The organism is Streptomyces coeruleoprunus, assembly GCF_039542925.1.
In the GTDB taxonomy this organism is placed as follows: Bacteria; Actinomycetota; Actinomycetes; order Streptomycetales; family Streptomycetaceae; genus Streptomyces; species Streptomyces coeruleoprunus.
Map to the genome: position 1 here is coordinate 7517274 of NZ_BAABIT010000001.1, position 22252 is coordinate 7539525.

Here is a 22252-nt window from a genome sequence, read left to right on the forward strand (position 1 = left end):
GGGAGGGGCACGGCATGGCCAAGGCCACTTCGTTTCGCACGGCGGTCGCACTGATCCGGGCCGCGGAGGACGCACTGATCAAGAAGGCCGGCCAGACCAGCCCCTTGGACCGCGTCAGCACACTGCGGGGCGTCTATTACGGGACGCCCTGGAGCCTCGACTACAAGGTCGAATCCGTCCGCAGCATGGGCGGGGCACACATCCGCAACCTGGGATTCCTCACGTACACGGGTGCGACGATCCCCGCGGACCCCCGCCCCGCCTTCGCCGGGACCACCCTGCTGGCCGACCTCCAGGCCAGCCAGAGCATCCGGGACCGCGGGCGCGGCATCGACATCGGGCACATGCTGATCGGGCTGGAAGTCCGCGCGAGCGCGGCGCTGCGGACGAAGACCTTTCCCGGCCAGGGCGGCACCGGTCTGGAGATCGTGACCTGGCTGGGCGACCTCGGCGGCGGGGCGGCGAATCTCGCCAAACGCCGGATCCTTCGCCCGACCGGTGTGGGGGTCATCTTCCACAACCGGACCTCCGACTACGGGGTGATGGACAACCTGGAAGGCGATGCCGCCGGCTACCTCGTCGCCTGCGGCACGACTCCCGGCGGTCCCCCGCAGTACGCGCCGGGCAAGGGCATCGCCGACGCGCTCGCGAGCTACCTGCCGCTGGCGAGCAGGACCGAGTGGAGCACCCGTGCCGCCCGGTTCGCCCAGGCGCTCGGCGCGACCGTGTCCCCGAAGGGGATCACGAACAAGACCGACGTGGTCGACCGGCTCAGCGAGAAGCTCTACGAGTTCGCGGTGTGGTACGCGGCGACCAGATGGGTCCCCTCGGGCGAACTGCTCGGTCCGGCGGCGGAGAAGGCCTGTCAGCACATGAAGGGAGCCGCGCGCGAGGTCGCCACCGTCTTCGTCGCCACGCTGTCGTCCGCCGTCGCGCACGCGCCGAACCCGATCGACGCGACCGGCCCGTACCCGGGCCAGAGCGCGACGGGCCCGTGCGCGAGCACTCTCCTGAAGGCCGCGTCGACCGACGTCGGCGCGGTGCGCAAACAGCTCGACAGCTGGGTGAAGGACCTGGGCGGGCTGTTCAGGTGAGCCCACTCCGGGGGCGCCGTTCGCTCACCCGCCCTTCGCTCACCCGCCCTTGGCTCACCCGCCGTTCGTTCACCCGAGCGTCAGCCCGGTGACCACCGGCAGTGGCGGTGGCTCGGGGACGCCCGCCCGCCGGAGGTCCCGCACGGTGGCCTCCATGGCCCGCAGCTGCGGTTCGACCAGCTCGAAGGTCTCGGCGTCCAGGGCGTGGGCCCGGAGGCTGGGTCCCGCAACGGGGTGGTGATCGTGTTCCCCGTGCTCCATGGGCCCGCTCCACGGAGGGTCGAAGCTCCAGGGCACGGGACCGGTCAGGTCGTTGGCGGCCATCCAGTCGTCGATCCGGGCGTCCACCCAGCCGTGCAGCTTCCAGAAGGCCGGGTTGACATGGGCCGAATAGGGATCGGCGAGCCAGTTGTACCGGGCGTCGTCCCACTGGGCCCCGATGGTGAAGGGATCCTCGTTGGGCCGGTACGCGGGCATCTCGGCCGACCAGCGCAGATGCATCCGGTTGTGGATGCCGTACTCGAGGAAGGCCCCGAGTTGACCGAGCGTCACCTGACGCAGCACCGCAGGATCGGTGGACGTCGCCTCCCACGCGCGCAGTTGGTCCAGGGACGCATCGGTCTTGGCGTTCCGGATCGCGCCCGTCAGGCCCGGGGCGCCCGGTATGTCGAAGTCGGGCGGGACCGGGTAGTCCGGGTCGTCCGGCGCCGGGACGGCCGGCCAGCCCTCCACGCGCGGGTACTGCGGGTCGCCCAGACGGGCCAGGATGTCGTCGACATCGGCGATCATCTCGCGGTGCATGTAGAGGAAGTCCTCGCCCGAGCCGTTGTCCATCTCGGGATCGCCGGCAGCGGTCAAACCGGGACGCGGCGGCTCCCAGCCGTGATCTCGGAAGATCTGCTGCTCGGCCGGGGTCATCCCGGCCCACCCGTTCCGCGCGGCGTGCCAGAGCAGGTGGTGCAGGCGCATGGAACGGTCGGCCATGGCATCGACGACAGGTTTCGGCAAGGCGGTCATCGCGCCTCCTCGCAGGGGATGGGTCGGTGGTACGGCAGGGCCGGCCTCGGCCGTACGGACCCCCTGAGCCCAGTGTCCTGTGGACGGCCCGCCGATGCATCCCGGCGGCATTGAGCGGCACGCACGCGCGGACCGGGCGGCGGGCGAGGAGCGCCCGCTGCCGGTTTCAGTCCGTCGACGGCTGTTCCGTCTGCAGCGCGTGCAGGAGACGCAGGGCCGGGCCGTCGACCGACAGCTGCGTGTTCGCGAGGACGACGACGGCCACCCGGTTCTCCGGGTCGAAGCCCATGAACGAGGAGAAGCCGCCCGTGCCGCCGTTGTGCCACACCTGGAGGTGGCCGCCCTGGCGTGCGTGGAGGCGGTGGCTCATCCAGCCGAGGTGCACCGAGGCGAAGGGGCCGTTGCGGTGCTCGACCTCCCGGGTCAGACGTATGGCGTCGGCGAGGTGCCCGGGACCGCCGTCCAGCTGCGCACGGGCGAAGGCCACCAGATCGGTCGCGGTCGAGCGCAGCCCGCCCGCGCCCGCCAGGTCGGCGAGGTGCCATGGCGGGACGGGCCGTCGCCGCCGGCCGTGGCCCTGGGCGAGGCGCGCCTCGCGGCCGCTGTCGACGGTCACCACGGTGTCGCTCAAGCCCAACGGGGCGCAGATGTGGCGGGTGACCAGCGATGCGTAGTCGGTGCCGGTGCGGTGCGCGAGGGCCAGCCCCAGCAGACCGGCACCGAGGTTGGAGTAGCGGAACCGCTGCCCCGGCGTGGCGCCGAGACGGGTCCGCGCGAGACCGCGCAGCAGGACCTCGGCCGTGCAACCCGCGTACGGATCCGGCTTCGACGGCCGCAGCAGCGCCTGGAGCAGCATGCCCTTGGGCAGGCGCGGCAGCCCGGAGGTGTGGGTCGCCAGATGCCGCAGCGAGATCTCCTCGCCGTCGCGTGACGGCACCACCGCCCCCTCGGGCAGCAGCGCGGCCAGCGGCTCGTCCAGGTCCACCGCACCCGCCACCACCAGCCGCGCCAGCGCCAGCGCCGTGAACACCTTGGTGACCGACCCGATCTCGAACAGCGTGTCCGCGCCCGGCGAACCCTGCCGGTCCCCGCCGGTGCGCCCCGCACCCCTGATCTCCACGGAGTCGCCCGACACCGCGGCCACCACCACACCGACACTTTCCTCCGCCAGCCGGTCGGCGGTCCCTCGGACAAGACTGCCCAGATCATTTGCCATGACCGAATCATGACGGTCCCGACGCACCACCAGGTCAACCCTGGCGACGATTTCCGGAGCGGCGCACTCCTGCCTGAGCAGCACGAGCGCCCCCGCCGACCGGCCGGGGACCCGGCCGTTCGGCGGAACAACGCGGCTCGCCTGCGTGACGGGCAGCCGCGACGACTCGTCGGCCCGTGCCTTGGGGCGCGCCAGTCAGGCCTCGCCGCAGCCCGCGAGGGCCCGCAGCTGCTTGCGGTCGGGCTTGCCCGCCGGGGTGAGCGGGATCCGGCCCAGCGTGTGCAGGGCCGCCGGCGCGTACATCGCCCCCTTGTGCGCCGTCACGAACGCGCGGACGCCCGCCAGGTCGGGCCGTACGGATCCGGCGGCGTGCACCACGGCGGCGTGCACCTCCTCCACCCCGTCCCGCCCCGGTACGCCGAAGACCGCGCAGTGCTCCACCGCGGGGTGCGTGAGCAGCATCTCCTCCAGCTCGGCCGGGTACACATGACCGCCCACGACGATGATCATGTCCTTGATGCGGTCCACGATGTAGAGGTAGCCGTCCTCGTCCGCGTAACCGGCGTCCCCCGTACGCACCCATCCGTCCCGGAGCACCTCGGCGGTCAGCTCGGGCTGCTTCCAGTAACCGCTCATGACCTGGCGCGATCTGACATGGATCTCTCCCACGCCGCCGGGCGGCCGCAGACCGCCGCCCTCGTCCCGCACGGCGACCTCCACACCCGGCGCCGGCCGCCCCACGGTGACCTGTCCGCCCTCGCCGGTGACGTGGTGCTCGTCCGGGGGGACGTGGGTGATCAGCCCGGCCTCCGTCTGGCCGTACCAGCCGTGGAGCACCGGCCCGAAGACCTCGGCGGCCTGCCGCAGCCGGGCGGGGGACGCCGCGCAGCCGCCGTAGGCGATCCGGCGGAGCGACGACACGTCCGTGGAGGGCAGGGACGGTTCGTCGAGGAGGCGGTAGAGCAACGGCGGAAGCAGCCACAGATCCGTGATGCGCTCCCGGGCGACGGTGGCGAGCACATCCGCCGGGTCGAACCCCTGCCGCAGGACGACACGACCGCCCGCGAGGAGCGTCCGGTCGGCGAAGAGCCCGGCGAGGTGCGCGAGCGAGGTGCACGCCAGGAAACGTTTGCCCGTCGCGTCGCTCCAGGCGTGCAGCGACCGCTGGTACGGACCGTGGGCCATACGGACGCCCTTGGGGACCCCGGTCGTGCCGCCGGTGTGGCGGATGCACCAGTCGTCCTCGGCCCGGGCCGCCCCCCTCACCCGCCGTCCCACGTACGCGGCGGACAGCGCGAGCAGGTCCTCGGCCAGCGGACTCGGCCCGAACGCGAGGACCTCCGGCGGGCGCACGCGGTCGAGGACACCGGCGGCGGTCGCACCGCACGCGGGGTCGACGAGCAGCACGTGCGTGTCGACGTGATCGGCGATGCGGGCCAGCACCTCCGGTGCCATGCCCTCGTAGAGGAACGTCACGCGGGCGCCGAGCAGGTTGGCCGCGTACCGGGCGGTCAGCGCCTCGGAGCGGTTGCCGGACAGCAGCGTGACCGTGCTGCCGCGCCCGACGCCGCGGTCGGCCAGGGCGGCGGCCAACCGGTGGATGGCGTCGTGGAGTTCACCGGCGCTGGTTCGCCGGCCGTCCGCATCCACGACCGCGGTACGGCCCGGGTCACGGGCGAGCGATGCGAGGAGGGAGTCCACGTAACTGACGAAGGGGGGTAACGGTGTCTTGTACACACAACGACGCTAACCGCCCCCGCTCATAACCTCCACGACCAATCGCGCTATGAATTGATGCCTGTACGGTGATGAAGAACGCCGCGAAGTCGTGCGCGGAGTCGTGCTCGAGGAGGCGCACCGATGGATCTGCTGGCGCTGCGTCACTTCCAGGTCGTCGCCCGGCACGAGCACATCAGCCGGGCCGCGGCGGAGCTGAGGGTCGCGCAGCCCTCGGTGAGCCGCACCATCGGCCGCCTGGAGCGAGAACTCGGCGTGCCGCTGTTCGACCGCACCGGCCGCCGCATCCGGCTCAACGCGCACGGCCGCGCGTTCCTGCGCCGGGTGGACCGCGCCCTCGGCGAACTCGCCGACGCGCGGCGGGAGATCGCGGACGCGGAGGCCATGGGCCACGGCACGGTCGCCGTCGCGGCGGAGACGCTGCTGTCGCTGACCGGCACCCTCGCGGCGTTCCGCGCCGCCCATCCACGGGTCGCCATCCGGCTGTTCCAGGCCACCGCCGAGGAGATGGCGCGCCTGCTCCAGGCGCGCGAGGTGGACCTGTGCGTGGCCTCCCAGCCCGTAACGGGACCGGCGCTGCACAGGGAGGAGCTGATCCGGGAGGAGGTCTTCCTCGCGGTGCCCCACGGTCATCCGCTCACCCGGCGGGACCGGGTGACCGTACGGGACCTGGTCGACGAGCCGTTCATCTCCACCCGGCCCGGCCACTGGCAGCGGGCGCTGCTCGACCGGCTCTTCGCCGCCGAGGGGCTGCGGCCCGCCATCACCTGCGAGGGCGACGAGCCGGGCGCGGTCCACGAACTGATCACCGCGGGCCTCGGCGTCGGCCTGCTCCCGGCGATGTCCCGGCTCTCGGCCCACGCGACGTCGGTGGCGTGGCTGCGCATCGAAGCCGCTGACTGCGTCCGCACCCTGACGCTGGTGCGGCACGCCGACACGTACCTGCCGTCTGCCGCCCGGCGCCTCGCCGACCTCCTGGTCCGCGACCTGTCCGAGGACGTACGGCCGTAGGCCCCGCGTCCGCCGACGGCGGCCACGCGGTGGTCGCGGCCGTGACGGACGGCCGGTCGTGCGGCGGCCGTGACGGACAGCCGTTCGTCGGGCGTCCGGAACCGAAGGCCGTGGGCCGGCGCACGACGGCGCCGGCCCACGGACGGTGTCACCAGCTGTGAGCGACGTCCACGATCAGCTTGTCGCCGGACTGCGTCACACGGAACGGCAGCTTCGCCCGGACGCCGAGACCGATCTGGGTCTGGCCCTCGAAGCTCGCCCCGAACCGGGTGTCCTTGAACGTCTTGTACCCGGTGATGTTCACGCCGGGGAGCGGCCGGCCGGGCTTGCCGGCGTAGGTCGGCTTCATCGTGGCCGGGTCGTAGCTGGGCGAGGACACGAATACCTGCAGGATCGCGCCGCCGTTGACCGGTATCGGGTCGCCGGAGCCGTCCTGGTGGAAGGCGTCGACATAGCTCACGTGGTAGCCGAGCTTGCCCGTCACTCCGCCGGTGTCGAAGACCATCCGGTCGAAGCACCGGTCCTGACTGGTCTTGATGGCCGTGAGCGGCTTGGCGTACTCGGGGCCGCCCGTCTTGGTGCCGCTGCCCCAGGCGGTCGAGCAGGACGCCGTGGTCCCGGTCTCCGCGCCCTGCCGGGCCTGGGCCGTTCCGGCCGCACCCAGCACCGCTGTGGCCGCGAGCATGAACGCCGCAGCGGTTGTTAGCCGTCGCACAATTCCTCCTGGAGATTGGTTACTTCGGACGGACAGCATTCGATCAGGTGATCGAGCGACCGGCAAAAGCACCGACGGCAATCGGCCACCCACGACGGCGCCCGCGCGTCCGTACCGAGCGCGTCGGCGAGCCGGCCGGCCGCGCGAGCCACCGGCGGCGCACACTCAGGTGCCACTGCATCCAGTCGCCCGCCGCACGTCGGCCGCCCCCGAGGTCACCGCTCCCGCCCGACGCTCCGCGTGGCGCACCACCGGCCCCATGGCCAGCCCCGCCGCCAGGAACAGCCCGCCGAGCACGACCCAGCCGGCCGTCCCCCATGTCAGGACCAGCGTGGTCAACAGCACCGGCCCGAGCATCCGCGCCACCGGCACGCCCGCGCCGAAGAAGCCCTGATACTGACCCTGCTGCCCGGCCGGTGCCAGGTCGAACGAGATCTGCCAGGCCCCGGCCGACTGCCGCATCTCGCCCCACACCTGGAGCGCCGCCCCCACCAGCAGCGCCGCGACCGCCGCCCATGCCGCACCACCCGCGGCTCCGGACAGGGCGAACACCAGGCACGACGCGAACATGACCACACCGCCCGACCGCACCGCGCCCACGGCGCTCGGCAACCCGGTGACCCCGGCCGCCGTACGGACCTGGAACAGCATCACGCCACCGGTGTTGAGCACCAGCAGGGCCGACACCGTCCACCCGGGAGCCGCCGTGTGCTCCACGATCCACAGCGGGATGGCGAGACTGATGAGCGGCATCCGCAGCAGCATGACCATGTTGAGGAAGGTCACCAGCGCGTACGGCCGGTCCCGCAGCACCGCCATGCCGCCCCTGCCGGCTTCGCCTCCCGGGCCGGGCGTGCCGGCCGGCGCGGGGGAGGGCAGCCGTCCCAGCAGCAGCGCGCACGCGGCGAACGCGACCGCGTCCACGCCGAGGACGCTCAGATACGCGGCCGGCGTGCCCAGGTGCAGGGCGACGGCACCGATCGCCGCGCCCACCGCGATCCCCGCGTTGCCCGTCGCCTGAAGATGCGCCAGTACCCCGGTGCGCTCGCCGCGCGGAACGAGCCCCGCCAGCAGCGACTGACGCGCCGCCGCCAGCCCGCTCTGCGCCGTGGCGTACACGCACACGACGAGCAGGAACGGCACGAACGACCGTACGCACAGCAGCGCCGCCACCGACACGGCCGTCGCCGTCGACAGCAGCACCGCGATCCCGCGCGGCCCCCGGCGGTCCGCGAGGTGCCCCAGCCACACCCCCACGACCGCCCCGAGCCCCCACGCCACGGTCAGTCCGAGGCCGATGCGGCCCGCCGACAGTCCCACGACGCGGGAGAAGTACAGCGCGGAGCAGACGATGAACGCGCCGTCGCCCACCGAGTTGACCAACTGGGACGCCGCCAGACCACGAGCGGGACCGGGCGCCGGGACGAGGACGGGAAGCAACCTGCGGAACATGGGTCTCCTAGGGCAGGAACAGCGCGAACAGCCGTCAACCTAGGCCCCGGAATGGCCCGCCCCCAGGGCCATTCGAAGGGACGGGGACTGGGCCATTCGAAGGCCGCCCGACACCCTCGCCCGCCGGCGTGCGGCGGCCCGCGACCAAGAGGACAGGACGGCTGCCTCAGGCCACCGTCGCCCGCCGGGGCCGGGCGACCAGCTCGCCGCCGCAGTTGGGGCAGATGTCCCGCATGGCCTCGCCGCACGGCACGCAGAAGGTGCACTCGTACGAGCAGATACGGGCGGGCGCGTCGTGCGGCAGGGCCGCGGTCTCGCAACGCTCGCAGCGATCACGCATCTCCAGGGCCACGTGCTTTCTCCTCTTCCTCGCTTCACCTGCCTCCATCCTCCGCGGGACACCCCTGGCCGGAAACGATCGAGAAGGCCAAAGATCGACAAGATCGGGCCGCGCGGGAACGCGACGCTCCGGACCGGTGCCTCGGCCCTCGGCCACCTGATCCACGGGCGGAAAAGTGAGTACGGCGACTCAGGTCACGGCGGCGCCCGTCGACGACGATGAAGATCAACATCGTCAGGACCGGGAGACCTCCATGCTGAGCCGCATCGCCGACGTGCTGGTGCCCGCCGTGGGCCGCCTGTCGGTGACCACCGACCCCAAGGCCGAGTTCGCGCCGGGCAGCATCATCGCCGCGAACCACACCTCGCTCGCCGACCCCGCCATCGTCCTCGCCGCCCTGCACCGCCTCGGCGTCGAGCCGGTCATCATGGCGACGGCAGGGCTGTGGCGCATCCCGCTCCTGGGCCGCGCCCTCGCCCGTGAAGGGCACATCCCCGTCTTCCGCGGTGACCGGCGCGCCGCCGCCGCGCTCGACACCGCGACCGAGGCCCTGCGGCAGGGACGGCTGGTGCTCCTCTACGCGGAAGGCGGTCTGCCGCACCGCAAGGACGCGGCCGAAGCCGCCCCCGGCACCTTCCGCAGCGGCCTGTCCCGCCTCGTCGAACGCACCGGGGCCCTCGTCGTACCGGTGGGACAGGCAGGTGCACGCAGGGTCACCTCCGGAAACGTCGCGAAGCAGCTCGCCGGTCTGGCAACGGCACCACTGCGCCGCCCCGAGCTGCACGTTCATGTGGGCGCGCCACTGGAGTTGACGGGTGACCGCGCCGGGCGGACGGCCGGGGCCCGGAGCGCGGTGACCGCCGCGTGGCGCACGGCGGCCACCCACATCGGCGAGCCCGCCGCCCTCGCCGCGTAGAACGGCCCGACCGTCCCGCCAAGGCGCTTGCCCCGCTGGACCTTTGTCCGGGCGTCGCCTGTACGATCACCGCGGCGCGATTGATCACTCAACCCTGGACAGGTGAAATCCGAGCCCACTCAGGGAGACTGAATGAATGCACATACCAAGCGTCTTGCCTTCGCGTCAGCCGTAGCGGTGGCCCTGGTCGGTATCACCGGCCCGGCGAGCGCCGCAGGTCGCGATTCGTGGGCGTACACCGACCCGAACACGTACGGCACGGCGATCTGGTACGGCAACACGGACACGTTCGAGGTCTGTGACACCGATCCGGACGGGTACGCGGTGCAGGGCCGCGTGTGGACCAAGGCCGACAAGAGCGACATGCAGAAGGAGCTCGACGGGGGCGACTCCGGCTGCGACCGACTCTCCTTCAACAAGCCTGCGGGCACCACCGTCTACATCCAGATCTGCCGTTACAACAGCGCGAGCGGTGCGGCCTGGGGCTGCGGGACGACGGGCAGGGGCGACGCCTCCTGACGGCCCGCGCCTGAACCCACCGGCGGAACCGTGGTCGGCGCAACAAACCGGAAGCTCCGCGCACCGGAGCCGACCACGGTTCCGCCGCCCTGTGGCCGGAACCTCAGCGGCGCGACCATCGAGTACGGGTGTTGATCGCCTCAGCGATCTCGTCCCGACGTCGGCGGTGTGTGCCCCTGCGGTGGCGTGCTGCGCGAGAACGCCACCCGCGGCGAGGGCTTCGTCGTTCGGGTGCCCGAAGACGGCGAGCGGGCTCGACGTCGCCATGGGTACCTCCCTGGGCCGGCCGGGTACGGGATCCGGAGGAGCCTGCCTCATTCCCACCCCATCTCGGTGTACGCGCGGCCGGCGCGGATGCCGTCGATCGCCGCGCGGGTGTAGGGCACCATCTGTTCCGGCAGGCCGTCGAGCGGCCACCACTGCCAGCGGACGCACCGGTCCGGTTCGCGCACCTGCGGCCGGCCGGACCAGGCAGTGGCGTGGAAGAAGAGCTGGATGCGCGGCTCGGCGCCGGCGTGGTCGAGCACGTGGACGGTGTGCACCAGGTGCAGGTCCTCCGGCCGGAGGAGGAGACCGGCCTCCTCGGCGGCCTCCCGCACCAACGCGGAGCGGACGGACTCGCGCTCGACATGACCCGCCAGCGCGTGCCAATGCTCGGCCGCGTACCCGACCTCCGGGTGCCGCAGCCCGAGGAGCGTGTGGCCGTCGCGCTCCAGGTAGAGGTGGGCGCCGATCACGTTCTTCACGGCGCCCGCACCGCCGTGCGTGGCGCCGGACGGGTCCTGGGGCACCGGGGCGGGAGCGGCGGCGGGGCTCTGCCGCTGGTGGGTGAGGATGGCTTCGTACGCCCACGGGCACATGGTCAGGTGGGCCATCGTGGCCACGTCGAACCAGCGGAACATGATGCCTTCGGTGACGGGCAGGCCGTCGGCGTCGCCGTCCCAGCGGCCGGTGTAGACCTGGATGCGGCCTTCCGGCACGTGGGGGCCCTTGGCGCAGACGGTCGTGAAGGGCGTGAGGCGGGGGAGGGTGAGGCCGGCTTCCTCGTGGAGCTCGCGGGCCATCGCCTCGTCGAGCGTCTCCTCTCCTTCCCGCGCGCCGCCGATCAGTGACCACGTGCCGGCATCGCAGATCGGTTTGTTGGCGTCGCGCAGGTGCAGCAGGTACTGCCCATGCCCGTTGGTGAGGATCACTGCGGTGCTCGTGGCTGTGGCGGCGTCAGTTTCCATGGTGGCCATCTTCCCCCGGCGGAGAGGTACGGGAGCCGGCGTCCGCCGCACCCCACGGCGACGGCACCGGCGGGCGGGCAGGTCGGGCGACGGCACCGACGGCACGCAGGTCAGGGCGGCGCGTCGGCGACCGAGCGGGAGACGGCGCCCGGTTCAGGGAGGACGGCATGCGCCCAGGACACGGGACGCCGTATGCCGGTCGCGTACATCTCGCGTGACGCGGTGATCGGGCTGGTGGGAGCGCTGCGGCGCGGCGCGCGCCCGTAGCGCGCGGTGTCGGCTGTACTCCTCACTGACGTACCAGCGGCCGACCTGCCCGTGATCCGCGCGAGCCGCCTTGATCGGATGACCGCTTTGTCCTATGCGTGGCTTCTTGGCAGTTTTCTTCATGCCCTCGCCGGAAGGACCGCACGTGCACCACGGCACCTCCAGACGCACCCTTCTCACCGCCAGCGCCGCTCTCGCCGCCGCCGCTGCCGCCGGCGGAGTGATCGCCCGCTCCGCCACGGCCGAGGAGCCGGAGGCGGAACTCCGCAAGCTCATCTCCCGGATGAGCCTGGAGGAGAAGGTCGGCCAGCTCTTCGTCATGTGGGTGCACGGACACTCCGCGGCCACGCCCGACAAGGCCGACATGGACACCAACGTCCAGAAGATCGGCGTCCGCAACGCCGCCGAGCTGGTCGCGAAGTACCACGTCGGCGGAATCGTGTACTCCCGGTGGGCGCGCAACATCCGTGACCCCCACCAGGTCGCCGAGCTCTCGAACGGCATCCAGCGCGCCGGACTCGCCAAGAGCAACCCCGTGCCGGTCCTGATCTCCGTGGACCAGGAACACGGGAAGGTGGCCCGTATCGGCAAGCCCGCCACCCTGATGCCCGGCGCGATGGCGCTCGGCGCCGGGGCCTCCACGGCGGACGCCCGCGAGGCGGCCCGTATCTCGGGCCTGGAGCTCGCGGCCATGGGCATCAAGCAGAACTACGCGCCGGTCGCCGACGTCAGCGTCGATCCGGCCAACTCGGCCCTCGGCGTACGGTCCTTCGGCGCCGACCCCAAGGCCGTCGGCTCGCTGGTCGCCGCCCAGGTGGAGGGGTACCGACTCGGCGGCGTGGCGGCGACCCCCAAGCACTTCCCCGGTCACGGCGGCACCGCGCTCGACAGCCACCTCGGCCTCCCGCGGATCACCTACACGGCCCGGCAGTGGGAGGAGCTGGACGCCCCGCCCTTCCGGGCCGCCATCGACGCCGGCGCGGAGTCGATCATGACCGCGCACATCGTGGTACCCGCCCTCGACGGGCGCGAGACGCCGGCCACCCTCTCCCAGCCGATGATCACCGGCATCCTGCGCGAACGCCTCGGCTTCGACGGCGTGGTCGTCACCGACGCGATCAACATGGTGAGCGTGCGCGAGAAGTACGGCGAGGACGGGGCGGCGGTGCTCGCGCTCAAGGCGGGCTGCGACCAGCTGCTGGGCCCGGCCAGCCTGGAAGTGTCCTGGAACGGCGTCCTCAACGCCGTCAGACGCGGCGAGATCAGTGAGCAGCGGATCGACGAGTCGATCCTGCGCATCCTGCGGCTCAAGTCGAGACTGGGCCTGTTCTCCCACCCGTACGTCTCCCGCGAGGGCGTGGACCGCGTCGTCGGCAAGGCCGCGCATCTGGCCGCCGCCGACCGGATCGCGGAACGAACCACCACGCTCCTCACCAACGAAGGCCGACTGCTCCCCCTCAACCCAGCGGCCCGCCCCGACGTGCTCGTCGTCGGCGCCGACCCGGACGCCCCTTCCGGCACCGGAGGACCGCCCACCGCCGTCCTCGCGAACGCGCTCACCGGGCTGCGCTTCCGGGCCAGGGCCCTCTCGACGGGCACCGACCCGACCCGGGGACAGATCGACGCGGCGGTGGCCAGGGCCCGCGGCAAGGACGCCGTGATCGTGGCGGCCTACAACGTCACCGGTCCGCAACGCACCCTCGTCGCCGAACTCGCCGCCACAGGCGTCCCGGTGATCGTGGTCGCCATGAACAACCCGAACGACATCGCCGGGCTCCGCGGCCAGCGCGCCTCGCTCGCCACCTATTCCTGGACCGATGTCGAACTGCGCGCCGCCGCCAAGGTGATCGCCGGCGCGGTCAGGCCCCGCGGCGCGCTGCCGGTCCCCGTGAAGCGGCCCGACAACCCGGCGCAGATGCTCTACCCCATCGGGCACTCACTGAAGTACTAGGCCGTCCCCGAAGTCCCGTCTCCCCTGGCGGCGGCGGGCGCGGTGGGTGGCGGCCCCGCCCGATGGCACAGGCGGGGCCGCCACCTCAAGGAATGTGGTTCGACGGCCCGGTACGGACGACGGCCTGGTCGCCGTGGGGGCCGAACAGGTGCAGGATCTCCACGGGCGCCGTGCCGGCGGGCCCGAACCAGTGCGGTTCGCCGGTGTCGAACTCCGCCACCTCGCCCGGGCGGAGGGTCAGTTCGCGCTCTCCGAGGATGAGGCGGAGTTCGCCGGCGAGCACGTAGAGCCATTCGTAGCCGGAGTGCGTCACGAGTTTCGGTTCGCGGTGGGCGAGCACCTGCTTGAAGACCTGGACCCGTCCCGGATACTCGGTCAGGGGCACAAGCACGTTCCCGCGTTCCCTGCGACGGGGTTTCAGGTGGACGCGCGGGTCACCGGTGGCCGGAGCCGCCACCAGCTGGTCGAGTGCGACGCGGTGCGTCCGCGCGAGGGGGATGAGCAGGTCGAGTGTCGGGCGCCTCTTGCCCGACTCCAGGCGCGACAGCGTGCTCACCGAGATCCCGGTCTCCTCCGCCAGCGCTTCGAGCGTGAGTCCGCGGCCGCGTCGCAGCGTTCGTAGCCGTGGCCCGATGCTGTCGAGAATCTGCGTGAGTTCCGCGTCCGTGGCGCCCGTGGGTTCCGCGGCCTCCGTGGCGTCCGCGGCTTCCGCCTCGCCCCTGCCTGCCCTGCCTTCCATGGGTCCATTTTGCAGTCTCCGCAAATTTCCTGTTCGGGCGCCGTCACCCGACCCGAGCATGGGCCGGCAGACGACGACCCGGACAGAAGGCAGAGCCCGTGACCACGACATCCTCGACCGCTCCACCCGCACTGACCGCACGCCGACGCCGGACGGTACTGGCCGTCTGCGCGCTCAGCATGTTCCTCGTCGGCCTGGACACCACCATCGTGAACGTGGGCCTGCCCGAGATAGGACGCGGCCTGCACGTGGACACCCGAGCCCTGGAATGGGTCGTGGACGCCTACACCGTGGTCCTGGCCGGCCTTCTCATCGTCTCCGGTGCGCTCGCGGACCGCTTCGGACGGCGTCGCGTGTTCCAGTGCGGACTGATCGTCTTCGGGGTCGCCTCGGTTGCGTGCGCGATGGCCCCGTCCCTCGGCCTTCTCGTCGCGGCACGGGCCGTCCAGGGGATGGGGGCCTCGATGCTGAGCCCCGTTGCCCTGGCGATCGTGGTGAACGCGATGCCCGACCCGCGCGAACGAGCACGGGCGATCGGCGTCTGGGCGTCGGTCTTCGGGCTCAGCATGGCGGCGGGCCCGGTCACCGGCGGGGCGCTCATCGCGGCGTTCGGCTGGCGATCGGTGTTCTGGGTCAACGCACCGGTCATCGTCGCCACCCTCGTTCTCGTCGCGCTGTTCGTGCCGGAGTCTCACGGGCAGCGCGCCCGGCGGCTCGACCTGCCCGGCCAGCTCCTCCTCACATCGACGCTGTGCGTCTCGGTCGGTGTGCTCATCGAAGGACCCCGCATCGGCTGGGCCTCGCCTCTGGCCATGGCCGGCTACGCCGTGATCCTGGCCGCGACCGCCGGCTTCACCTGGGTGGAGCTGCACCGGCCCGAACCCCTGATGGACCTCCGGCTGTTCCGCAGGCCGCTCTTCACCGCGGCGGTGCTGGGCGCCGTGGCGGTGTTCGTCGCGCTGAACGTGAGTCTCCTGCTCACCACGCTCTATCTACAGCAGGCCCGCGGTTGGACGCCGCTCGCCGCAGGCGCCGCGACCCTGCCCATGGCACTGGGTGCCACCCTGTGCGCCCCCTGGTCCGGCACGATGGTGGGGCGCCTCGGACCACGGCGTCCGCTTCTCCTCGCGGGCGGGTTCACCGCCGCCGGCGGCCTCTGCATGGTGAACCTCGGTGACGGTACGAGCGTCCCGCTGCTCCTGCTGGCGTACCTGCTCATCGGCATCGGGTTCGGCTTCGCCAACGCACCGATCACCAACACCGCGGTCAACGGCCTGCCGCCGTCCCGTGCCGGTGTGGCCGGAGCGATCACCTCCACCGCACGCCAGGTCGGTTCGGCGGTCGGCGTCGCCCTCGCCGGGGGCCTGGTCGCGGGCGCGGGACCCGCCGGCCTCGCCCAGGCGTCCCATCCCGGATGGCTGCTCGTGACGGCCTGCGGACTGTTCCTCCTGCTCGTGGCGCGAACCTCCCGAGCAGCCACCCCACCGGCCCGGTGACCGGCATGTCGTACGGATACGGCGGGTGTCCCGGGGAAGAGCACCGGACCCCGCTCACCGGCCAGGCAGTCGCACCGGGCCGGGCGCGCCCGGCCGGGCGGGCCCACCGCGGGGTCAGAGCTCGCGCGTGTCGCGTGGTTCGACATACGGCTCCTCGCCCGGCGGATGGCCGGTGTCGATGGCGCGCTGGCGTTCGAGTTCGGCGTCGAATTCCAGGCCGAGGAGGATGGCGATGTTGGAGATCCACAGCCAGATCAGGAAGATGATGACGGCCGCCAGGCTGCCGTAGGTCCTGTCGTAACTGGAGAAGTTCGCCACGTACAGCGCGAAGAGGCCGGAGACGACGAGCCAGATGAGCACGGCCAGGAGGCTTCCCGGTGTGACCCAGCGGAAGCCCCGCCTGACGTTGGGGCATGCCCAGTACAGCAGGGCGATGACCAGGCTGAACAGGAAGATCATCACAGGCCATTTGGCGATGTTCCACACCGTCATGGCGGTCTCGCCGATGCCGAGGATCTCGCCCGTCCTCTGCGCGAGGGTGCCGGTGAAGACCACGCCGATGGCCATCAGCGCCAGCACGATCACCACGACGAGGGTGATGAGCAGCCGGGTGGGGAGGGTCTTCCACACCGGACGTCCCTCGCCGATGTCGTAGACGGCGTTGGAGGCGCGCATGAACCCGGCGATGTAGCCGGAGGCCGACCACAGCGCGACCACGAGGCCGATGACGAACGCCACGCCGGCCCTGCCCTGGCTGCGCTCCAGCTGCTCCAGCATGCTCATGATGATGTCGCGGGCCGCACCGGGGGCCAGACCGCCCAAGTTGTCGATCAGCGGTTGGATGCCGGCGGCGCCCAGCAGGCCCAGGAGGGACAGCAGGGCCAGCATGGCGGGGAAGATCGCCAACACCCCGTAGTAGGTCAGGGCTGCCGCCCAGTCGGTGAGGTTGTCCTCCCTGAACTCCTTGACGGTGCGCTTCAGCACGGCCCCCCAGGAGTGCTTGAGCACGTGGGCCGGCCCTTCGGCCGGCGGCCGCTTCCCTCGCCCACGGTCGGGCTCGGCGTTGCCGCCGCTCTCGTGCGGGTTCGGAGCCATGGCGGAGTCCTCCTTGTCCCGCCCCGTACGGGCGGCGTTCGCAGCGGCGTCTCGACCTGCTCTCCCGCCTGCCTGGCGGTCCCGGACGGCAGGCGGGTACCACCGCCTGTCCGCGTGAAACGGCGGCAGGCGGCATGGCCGGCCGCGATGGGTTCGGGCGCTGTGCGCGACCCGCCGTAGGCACCGGGCGGACCTACAGCAGCGCCGAGACGGGCACCCGGCCCGCCTGAGCCAGGACGGGCCGGGACGGAGGTTCCGCCCGGGGAGGGTCCGGATGTCCGGATGTGACAGAAGCCGGTCATTGCTGTCGGTGGGGTTCGGTGCGGAGGATGGGGGCATGTCCGAGTTCAGTCACCGCGTCGTGATCGCGGTCTTCCCCGAGGTCGATCTGCTCGACGTCACGGGGCCGGCCGAGGTGTTCACGCTCGCCAACCGGGAATCCGGCGGTCGTGCCCGTTACGAGGTCCGTCTGGCCGGGCCGGGGCGCGCGGGGGAGGCGGTGGCGACCTCGGCGGGTGTGCGTCTGGTCACCGATGTCGGGTTCGCCGACGTGGGCACCGGGGTGGACACCCTGCTGGTGCCCGGCGCGGTGGACCCGCACGCGGACGGGCCGCAGCCCCGGATCGACCGGCACGTGGTGGACTGGATCAAGGACACCGCGCCGCACGCCCGGCGGATCGCCTCGGTGTGCGTGGGTGCGCACCTGCTGGCGGCCGCCGGCCTGCTGGACGGCAGGGCGGCGACCACGCACTGGTCCACGGCCGCCCGGCTGGCCGCCGACCACCCCGAGGTCACCGTCGACCCGGACCCGATCTTCATCCGCTCAGGACGCGTGTGGACCGGGGCGGGGATCAGTGCGTGCCTGGATCTGGCCCTGGCACTGGTGGCCGAGGACCATGGCGAGGACCTCGCGCTCGCGGTGGCCCGGCACCTGGTCGTCTACCTCAAACGGCAGGGCGGGCAGAGCCAGTTCAGCGTTCCCCTCAGCCGCCCGCCGGCGTCCCGCCGCGACATCGACGAACTGCGCCGGTACATCGCCGACCACCTCGACGCCGACCTGTCGGCGGCGACGCTGGCGGCGCGTATGTGCCTGAGCGAGCGGCACTTCGCCCGCGTCTTCACCCAGGAGACCGGAACGACACCCGCCGCATACGTCGAGGCACTGCGGGTCGAGGCCGCCCGCCGCCTGCTGGAGACCACCGACCAGCCCCTGGACGGCATCGCCGAGAACACCGGGCTCGGCTCGGTGGAAACCCTCCACCGGGCCTTCCGGCGGCAGATCGCCACCAGCCCGGCGGCCTACCGACGCCGCTTCCGCACCACCACACCCTGACCGGTCACCAAGCCCGGCACACCTCACCAGCGCACCAACCAGCGCACCAGCGCGCACGCGCACGTCCGCGTGCCCCGCCACGCCGGCTCAACCCGATCGAGAGGAACACCACCATGCCCGCTTCCACGACACTTCGCGATGTGATCGGCCTGGACAACCAGCTCCCGAAGCTGGCCGACACCACCCTCATCCTGATCGACTTCCAGAACACCTACCGCACCGGTGTCATGGCCCTGGAGGGAGCCGACGAGGCCCTGGCCGCCGCCGCCCGGCTGCTGGCCGCCGCCCGCGCCCAGGGCACGCCCGTGGTGCACGTCGTCAACGACGGCGGCGTGGGCACCCCGTACGACATCCGCGCCGAGATCGGCGCCATCAGCCCCGAAGTGGCCCCGGTCGAGGGGGAGCCGGTCGTGGTCAAGCAGTTCCCCGACGCCTTCCACAACACCGACCTGGAGAAGACCCTGCGTGACCTCGGCGCGGGCCCGGACCTGGTCCTGGCCGGATTCATGACGCACATGTGCGTCAGCTTCACCGCGCAGGGCGCCTTCCGCCTCGGCTACCGCCCCACCGTCGTCGCAGAAGCCACCGCCACCCGGTCCCTCACAGCCCCGGACGGCACCACCCTGCCCGCCGCCACCCTCCACAACGCCGCCCTGACCACCATCGCCGACCTGTTCGGCACCGTCGCGCCGCGAGTGCGGGACCTCACGGCCTGAGGCCCCCGCCCACTCCGCCCGCGTCACCACGCTCTCCCGCCCGGGCGTGACGCTCGGCGCCCCTCGGCACGACGTGCCGAGGGGCGCCGAGCAGGCCGGGGAACGCCTCGTCCAAGTCGGCGCGGCGCGGGGCGCGTACAGAGCGGACAGCCCAACCGCCGCCCCGACAGCGCACTTCCGACAAGATCACCCGAGCGGCAGACTGACCCCATGACCGCATCGGATCCCAAAGACGACCTTCACTTCTACCTGCAATCCGCCCGTGAGGCCCTGCTCTGGAAGCTCGAAGGGCTCTCCGAGTACGACGTTCGCCGCCCGCTGACCCCGACCGGCACCAACCTCCTGGGCCTGGTCAAGCACGCGGCCGGCGTGGAGCTGGGCTACTTCGGCGACACGTTCGGACGGCCGTCGGGCGAGCCGCGGCCCTGGCTCGCCGAGGACGCCGATCCCAACGCGGACATGTGGGCCACCGCCGACGAGTCACGCGAGCAGATCGTGGAGCTGTACCGCCGGGCGTGGGCACACGCGGACGCCACGATCGACGCCCTGGCGCTGGACACGATCGGCAGGGTGCCGTGGTGGCCCGAGGGCAGGGACGAGGTGACGCTGCATCATGCCGTGGTGCGCGTGATCGCCGATACGCACCGCCACGCCGGGCACGCCGACATCCTGCGCGAACTCCTGGACGGTGCCGTCGGGATGAACCAGCACAACGACAGCATGCCGCCGGGCGACGCGGCGTGGTGGGAGGACTATCGAAGCCGCCTGGAGCGTGCGGCCGAGGAAGCCGGCCGGGACGCGTGACAAGGCGGACATCGCCGCGCCCGTAACAGGGTGAGGCCGTCCCCCTCGTGAGGCCCGCCGACAACCGCCCGCCCGCTCGTCACCCGGCACGATCTCACGCCGTGCATGGGCGGTTCCGCCCACCGTTTGCCGGAGTGCGCGTTCGGCGCGGCTCGCTATGATGCGGGCTCGGTTCTCGTCCGATGGGAGTTACGTGTCGACTCGCACGCGGGCCGCGCTTGCCGTGGGCTCACTCGTACTGATCGCGGGATGTTCGGGTGGCGGCGGTGACGCCAAGAGCGAGGCGCCGCCCGCCGGAGCGGAGTCCTCACCGACCGCCTCGCAGCCCGGCTACACCGAGTTCGCCGACTTCCCGGGCAAGGACTTCGTGACCACCGAACCGGGGACGCGGCTCGGCGTGCGGGTGAAACCCGTGGACACCAGCTGGACGCCCGAATTGGCGGGCACGTCGGCCGACGCCGGGAAGCACTACGTCGCCGTCTACGTCGCCGTGACCGGGGAACTCCCCGACCGCGGGGTGGACAACGTCAAACTCAAGTACCTCCGGCTGAAGTTCAAGTCGACCGAGAAGCCCTGCGACTTCGGGGAGAGCGGCTACTGCTACACCGAGGCCTACCCCAGCAGCGCGCTCGCCGACCCCGAGGACGTCCAGGAGGACGCAGGCGGCGAGTGGCGCGACTACAGCTGGGGCGAAACCTTCGTCGGCAGCAACGTCGATCGAGGCGCGACCAAGGTCGGCGTCGTCGGGTTCAGCCTGCCGGACACGGAGAAGGCCACGTCGTTCGAGCTGTGCGGCCCCACGAGGGAAGCCATGGTGGACACCGACGAATTCGCCTGCGCCCCGATCAAGGCTCCCCGGCGTACCTAGGCCTCCCCTCCGGATCCGCGGGCGCACCAGGGGAACACGCCCGCGATGCCGCATGGAGGACGGGTGATGGGTCGTGAAGGGACGTGTGCGGGTGTCACGGGTGCTCGTGGTGCAGAACGGCCCCCACGCGGGCGCCGGCCGCCTGGGCGGGTGGCTGGCCGAGGACGGGCTGGAGCTGGACGTGATCCCGGCCTACGAAGGGGCGGAGCTCCCGGCGCGCTGGGAGCACCGCGCCGTCCTCGTCCTGGGCGGCCCCTACCTGCCCGACGACGACCTACGTGCGCCCTGGCTCGCCCCGACGCGTGCGCTCGTGGCCCAGGCGCTGGAGACCGAGGCAGCCGTCCTCGGGATCTGTCTCGGCGGAGCTGCTGGCACAGGTGGCCGGCGGTACGGTCCGGGCGCGGCACGGCACACCAGAGGTCGGCAGCACCCCTTTGACCCTGCGGCCCGAAGCCGACGACGACTCCCTCTTCGCAGGTCTGCCCCGTCGCGTCAACGCCATTCAGCGCCACGTGGACGCCATCACCGCACTTCCACCGGGCGCCGCGTGGCTGGTGTCCGGCGAGCACTGCCCGTACCAGGCTTTCCGAGTGGGGAAGCGCGCCTGGGGCGTGCAGTTCCACCCCGAGGCCGGTGCCGACACCATACGGAGGTGGGACCCGGCGCGGCTGCGGGAACACGGCTTCGACCCCGATGCCCTCGTGCACCGCGCGACGATCGACGAACCGGCGGCCGCGGCTGTATGGCGGAAGGTGGCCACCCGCTTCGCGCGCATCGTGCACGCGACTCACTGATCGTTTCAGCGTCGAGCCCGTGCACCTGAGGGCTCCCGGCCGCCGACCTCCACCCCTACCATCGCGCACATGTCGATCACTTCTCACATACCTGTTCTCCACGCCGGCGGGGAAACCGTCGCGCTCGTGGAGAACGATGCGCTGATCGTGCGTCGGCCGCACGAGCGGACGCACATCCCGCTGAAGGCCATCAGCCGTGTAGTCGCCGAGGGGCGGTCCGTCACGATCGAGCTGACCGCCGCGCCGACCACGGAGTTGACGCACGTCCACCGGGTCTGGGACGTGGTGGACGCCGCCGCTGCCGTCGCCTTCGCCGACGCGGTGAACGCGGCTCTGCCGGGGCGGCCCGAGGAGACGGAGGCGATCGACGGCGCGGACCTCGTCTCGGGCGAGCGCCTGTACCAGCCGAGCTACCGGAACTGGCTTCGCCGGATGAAGCGCGGCGCGCTCGTCGCGACCCTGGTGGCCATCGGCTCATGCGTGCTCGTGGGCCTCATGGGAAGCCCGGCCGCCATGATCTTCATCATCCCGTTCAGCTTCTTCGGGATACCGATCCTCACGTTCGGCGCGTTCCTCGCCTACGCACCGGTCGAGGAGCGGTACCTGCGGAAGCACGGCGTCCGGACGGCCGCCATCCGGCTCCAGGGGCAGCCCGGCCGGTACGCGTACACGGATCCTGGCGGCGTGGTACGCACCGTGCAGCACTCCATCCCGACCTGGAGCATCGAGGCGGCGTACGACCCACGCGACCCCGGCCGCGTACTTCCGCTGCAGTCGCGGGGCCGGCGGATCCGGGACGCCCTCCTGGTTGTTCTCATCCTCGGCATCGGCCTCCTCTTCGCCGGCGGGGCCGTTGCGGCGGTGGTCGGCGCCTTCCTCGGCACGTTCGACAGCCTGACCTGAGACGCGCCCACACGACCCGCGACTCGACTCACTCTGAAAC

Annotated in this window: 20 protein-coding genes and 1 pseudogene; 12 read left to right on the top strand and 9 right to left on the bottom strand. The window is 72.1% G+C overall.

Going from position 1 to position 22252, the window contains the following annotated elements:
- Positions 1 to 14 precede the first annotated feature (14 nt).
- Positions 15 to 1094, top strand: coding sequence for a hypothetical protein (locus ABEB09_RS33630; RefSeq protein ID WP_345693699.1), 1080 nt, complete (start codon positions 15 to 17; stop codon positions 1092 to 1094).
- A 69-nt stretch (positions 1095 to 1163) separates the two neighbouring features.
- Here ABEB09_RS33630 and ABEB09_RS33635 read toward each other — a convergent pair whose 3' ends face one another.
- The 3 genes from ABEB09_RS33635 to ABEB09_RS33645 all read right to left on the bottom strand — a co-directional run bounded on the left by ABEB09_RS33635 (position 1164) and on the right by ABEB09_RS33645 (position 5064).
- Positions 1164 to 2111, bottom strand: a complete 948-nt coding sequence (locus tag ABEB09_RS33635; RefSeq protein ID WP_345693700.1) for a hypothetical protein — start codon at positions 2109 to 2111, stop codon at positions 1164 to 1166.
- Positions 2112 to 2277: 166 nt separating this feature from the next.
- Entirely contained in the window at positions 2278 to 3327 is a 1050-nt protein-coding gene (locus tag ABEB09_RS33640) for a serine hydrolase domain-containing protein (RefSeq protein WP_345693701.1), read from the bottom strand.
- A gap of 195 nt (positions 3328 to 3522) precedes the next feature.
- Positions 3523 to 5064 (bottom strand): AMP-binding protein, encoded by a 1542-nt coding sequence (locus ABEB09_RS33645; RefSeq protein ID WP_345693702.1) that lies wholly within the window; start codon positions 5062 to 5064, stop codon positions 3523 to 3525.
- A 123-nt stretch (positions 5065 to 5187) separates the two neighbouring features.
- Between ABEB09_RS33645 and ABEB09_RS33650 the strand changes: the two genes are divergently transcribed.
- Entirely contained in the window at positions 5188 to 6075 is an 888-nt protein-coding gene (locus ABEB09_RS33650; protein WP_345693703.1) for a LysR family transcriptional regulator, read from the top strand.
- A gap of 148 nt (positions 6076 to 6223) precedes the next feature.
- Here the strand turns inward: ABEB09_RS33650 and ABEB09_RS33655 are convergent, their stop codons facing one another.
- The 3 genes from ABEB09_RS33655 to ABEB09_RS33665 all read right to left on the bottom strand — a co-directional run bounded on the left by ABEB09_RS33655 (position 6224) and on the right by ABEB09_RS33665 (position 8594).
- A complete protein-coding gene (locus ABEB09_RS33655) occupies positions 6224 to 6790 on the bottom strand; it encodes an AMIN-like domain-containing (lipo)protein (RefSeq protein ID WP_345693704.1) in 567 nt (188 codons plus the stop codon).
- A gap of 165 nt (positions 6791 to 6955) precedes the next feature.
- Complete coding sequence (locus ABEB09_RS33660; RefSeq protein WP_345693705.1) at positions 6956 to 8242, bottom strand: MFS transporter; 1287 nt, start codon at positions 8240 to 8242, stop codon at positions 6956 to 6958.
- Positions 8243 to 8408: 166 nt separating this feature from the next.
- A complete protein-coding gene (locus tag ABEB09_RS33665) occupies positions 8409 to 8594 on the bottom strand; it encodes a DUF1272 domain-containing protein (protein ID WP_345693706.1) in 186 nt (61 codons plus the stop codon).
- 241 nt (positions 8595 to 8835) lie between these two features.
- On the opposite strand from ABEB09_RS33665, the gene ABEB09_RS33670 reads away from it, so the two are divergent.
- Positions 8836 to 9498 (top strand): lysophospholipid acyltransferase family protein, encoded by a 663-nt coding sequence (locus ABEB09_RS33670; RefSeq protein ID WP_345694173.1) that lies wholly within the window; start codon positions 8836 to 8838, stop codon positions 9496 to 9498.
- A 132-nt stretch (positions 9499 to 9630) separates the two neighbouring features.
- Positions 9631 to 10017, top strand: a complete 387-nt coding sequence (locus ABEB09_RS33675; protein WP_345693707.1) for a hypothetical protein — start codon at positions 9631 to 9633, stop codon at positions 10015 to 10017.
- Positions 10018 to 10331: 314 nt separating this feature from the next.
- On the opposite strand, the gene ABEB09_RS33680 is transcribed toward ABEB09_RS33675, so the two are convergent.
- Positions 10332 to 11246 (bottom strand): NUDIX hydrolase, encoded by a 915-nt coding sequence (locus ABEB09_RS33680; protein WP_345693708.1) that lies wholly within the window; start codon positions 11244 to 11246, stop codon positions 10332 to 10334.
- Positions 11247 to 11634: 388 nt separating this feature from the next.
- On the opposite strand from ABEB09_RS33680, the gene ABEB09_RS33685 reads away from it, so the two are divergent.
- Positions 11635 to 13464 carry a glycoside hydrolase family 3 N-terminal domain-containing protein gene (locus ABEB09_RS33685; RefSeq protein ID WP_380839749.1) on the top strand — a complete coding sequence of 610 codons (1830 nt, stop codon included), beginning with the start codon at positions 11635 to 11637 and terminating at the stop codon, positions 13462 to 13464.
- Between the two features lie 85 nt (positions 13465 to 13549).
- On the opposite strand, the gene ABEB09_RS33690 is transcribed toward ABEB09_RS33685, so the two are convergent.
- On the bottom strand, positions 13550 to 14203 hold the full coding sequence (locus tag ABEB09_RS33690; protein ID WP_345693710.1) for a helix-turn-helix domain-containing protein: 654 nt from the start codon (positions 14201 to 14203) through the stop codon (positions 13550 to 13552).
- Positions 14204 to 14301: 98 nt separating this feature from the next.
- On the opposite strand from ABEB09_RS33690, the gene ABEB09_RS33695 reads away from it, so the two are divergent.
- Positions 14302 to 15699, top strand: a complete 1398-nt coding sequence (locus tag ABEB09_RS33695) for an MFS transporter (RefSeq protein ID WP_345693711.1) — start codon at positions 14302 to 14304, stop codon at positions 15697 to 15699.
- A gap of 114 nt (positions 15700 to 15813) precedes the next feature.
- Here the strand turns inward: ABEB09_RS33695 and ABEB09_RS33700 are convergent, their stop codons facing one another.
- Positions 15814 to 16794, bottom strand: a complete 981-nt coding sequence (locus ABEB09_RS33700; RefSeq protein ID WP_345693712.1) for a YihY/virulence factor BrkB family protein — start codon at positions 16792 to 16794, stop codon at positions 15814 to 15816.
- A 337-nt stretch (positions 16795 to 17131) separates the two neighbouring features.
- Here ABEB09_RS33700 and ABEB09_RS33705 point away from each other — a divergent pair, with 337 nt between their 5' ends.
- The 6 genes and pseudogenes from ABEB09_RS33705 to ABEB09_RS33730 all read left to right on the top strand — a co-directional run bounded on the left by ABEB09_RS33705 (position 17132) and on the right by ABEB09_RS33730 (position 22212).
- Positions 17132 to 18127: a GlxA family transcriptional regulator gene (locus ABEB09_RS33705; protein WP_345693713.1), complete on the top strand. Its 996-nt coding sequence runs from the start codon at positions 17132 to 17134 to the stop codon at positions 18125 to 18127.
- Positions 18128 to 18240: 113 nt separating this feature from the next.
- Positions 18241 to 18843, top strand: coding sequence for an isochorismatase family protein (locus ABEB09_RS33710; protein WP_345693714.1), 603 nt, complete (start codon positions 18241 to 18243; stop codon positions 18841 to 18843).
- 210 nt (positions 18844 to 19053) lie between these two features.
- Positions 19054 to 19647 (top strand): DinB family protein, encoded by a 594-nt coding sequence (locus ABEB09_RS33715; protein WP_345693715.1) that lies wholly within the window; start codon positions 19054 to 19056, stop codon positions 19645 to 19647.
- Between the two features lie 193 nt (positions 19648 to 19840).
- Positions 19841 to 20515, top strand: a complete 675-nt coding sequence (locus ABEB09_RS33720) for a hypothetical protein (protein ID WP_345693716.1) — start codon at positions 19841 to 19843, stop codon at positions 20513 to 20515.
- Positions 20516 to 20606: 91 nt separating this feature from the next.
- A pseudogene (locus ABEB09_RS33725) lies at positions 20607 to 21309 on the top strand (type 1 glutamine amidotransferase).
- A gap of 69 nt (positions 21310 to 21378) precedes the next feature.
- Positions 21379 to 22212, top strand: a complete 834-nt coding sequence (locus ABEB09_RS33730) for a hypothetical protein (RefSeq protein WP_345693717.1) — start codon at positions 21379 to 21381, stop codon at positions 22210 to 22212.
- Positions 22213 to 22252: the final 40 nt, after the last annotated feature.

Excerpts from the sequence above, each read along its gene's own strand:
- ABEB09_RS33630 (WP_345693699.1), top strand. The coding sequence starts at position 15 with ATGGCCAAGGCCACTTCGTTTCGCACGGCGGTCGCACTGATCCGGGCC.
- ABEB09_RS33635 (WP_345693700.1), bottom strand. The coding sequence starts at position 2,111 with ATGACCGCCTTGCCGAAACCTGTCGTCGATGCCATGGCCGACCGTTCC.
- ABEB09_RS33640 (WP_345693701.1), bottom strand. The coding sequence starts at position 3,327 with ATGGCAAATGATCTGGGCAGTCTTGTCCGAGGGACCGCCGACCGGCTG.
- ABEB09_RS33650 (WP_345693703.1), top strand. The coding sequence starts at position 5,188 with ATGGATCTGCTGGCGCTGCGTCACTTCCAGGTCGTCGCCCGGCACGAG.
- ABEB09_RS33660 (WP_345693705.1), bottom strand. The coding sequence starts at position 8,242 with ATGTTCCGCAGGTTGCTTCCCGTCCTCGTCCCGGCGCCCGGTCCCGCT.
- ABEB09_RS33670 (WP_345694173.1), top strand. The coding sequence starts at position 8,836 with ATGCTGAGCCGCATCGCCGACGTGCTGGTGCCCGCCGTGGGCCGCCTG.
- ABEB09_RS33675 (WP_345693707.1), top strand. The coding sequence starts at position 9,631 with ATGAATGCACATACCAAGCGTCTTGCCTTCGCGTCAGCCGTAGCGGTG.
- ABEB09_RS33680 (WP_345693708.1), bottom strand. The coding sequence starts at position 11,246 with ATGGAAACTGACGCCGCCACAGCCACGAGCACCGCAGTGATCCTCACC.
- ABEB09_RS33685 (WP_380839749.1), top strand. The coding sequence starts at position 11,635 with ATGCCCTCGCCGGAAGGACCGCACGTGCACCACGGCACCTCCAGACGC.
- ABEB09_RS33690 (WP_345693710.1), bottom strand. The coding sequence starts at position 14,203 with ATGGAAGGCAGGGCAGGCAGGGGCGAGGCGGAAGCCGCGGACGCCACG.
- ABEB09_RS33700 (WP_345693712.1), bottom strand. The coding sequence starts at position 16,794 with ATGGCTCCGAACCCGCACGAGAGCGGCGGCAACGCCGAGCCCGACCGT.
- ABEB09_RS33705 (WP_345693713.1), top strand. The coding sequence starts at position 17,132 with ATGTCCGAGTTCAGTCACCGCGTCGTGATCGCGGTCTTCCCCGAGGTC.
- ABEB09_RS33710 (WP_345693714.1), top strand. The coding sequence starts at position 18,241 with ATGCCCGCTTCCACGACACTTCGCGATGTGATCGGCCTGGACAACCAG.
- ABEB09_RS33715 (WP_345693715.1), top strand. The coding sequence starts at position 19,054 with ATGACCGCATCGGATCCCAAAGACGACCTTCACTTCTACCTGCAATCC.
- ABEB09_RS33730 (WP_345693717.1), top strand. The coding sequence starts at position 21,379 with ATGTCGATCACTTCTCACATACCTGTTCTCCACGCCGGCGGGGAAACC.